Raw genomic sequence first — 305 nt, 5'->3', positions numbered from 1 at the left:
GTTCTGCCAAGCGACTTTCCAGCCCTCGACCGTAAAGCTCGGGCCTTCCTTCTGCACGACGTCGAGCGGTTTGACGTCCTTGCGCGTTTGCGGAATCGACGCCCGGTCATAGTTGCGCGACTTTTTCGGGATCGGGATAACGTCAGGCTCGTCGACCAGATGGACGATCCTGTTCTCGATCAGGTCGACCAGCGCGACTACGCCCTCGATCGGGTGCGCATAGCCGTTGTCCTTGATATTCTTGCGCCAATAGGACACCGCGCTGACCAGCCTGCGGCCCTTCTCCACCTCGCGGTCGAAATAGC

1 pseudogene is annotated in these 305 nt (G+C 60.0%); it reads right to left on the bottom strand.

Features of this window, described 5'->3' with window-relative positions:
• Window positions 1-305, bottom strand: a pseudogene (locus KJQ96_RS39015) (tyramine oxidase); the annotation flags it as partial.

This window comes from Bradyrhizobium sp. sGM-13, from assembly GCF_018398875.1.
Lineage (GTDB): Bacteria > Pseudomonadota > Alphaproteobacteria > Rhizobiales > Xanthobacteraceae > Bradyrhizobium.
The sequence above is the reverse complement of the archived record's forward strand: the minus strand, read 5'-3'. Positions and strand labels throughout refer to the sequence as shown.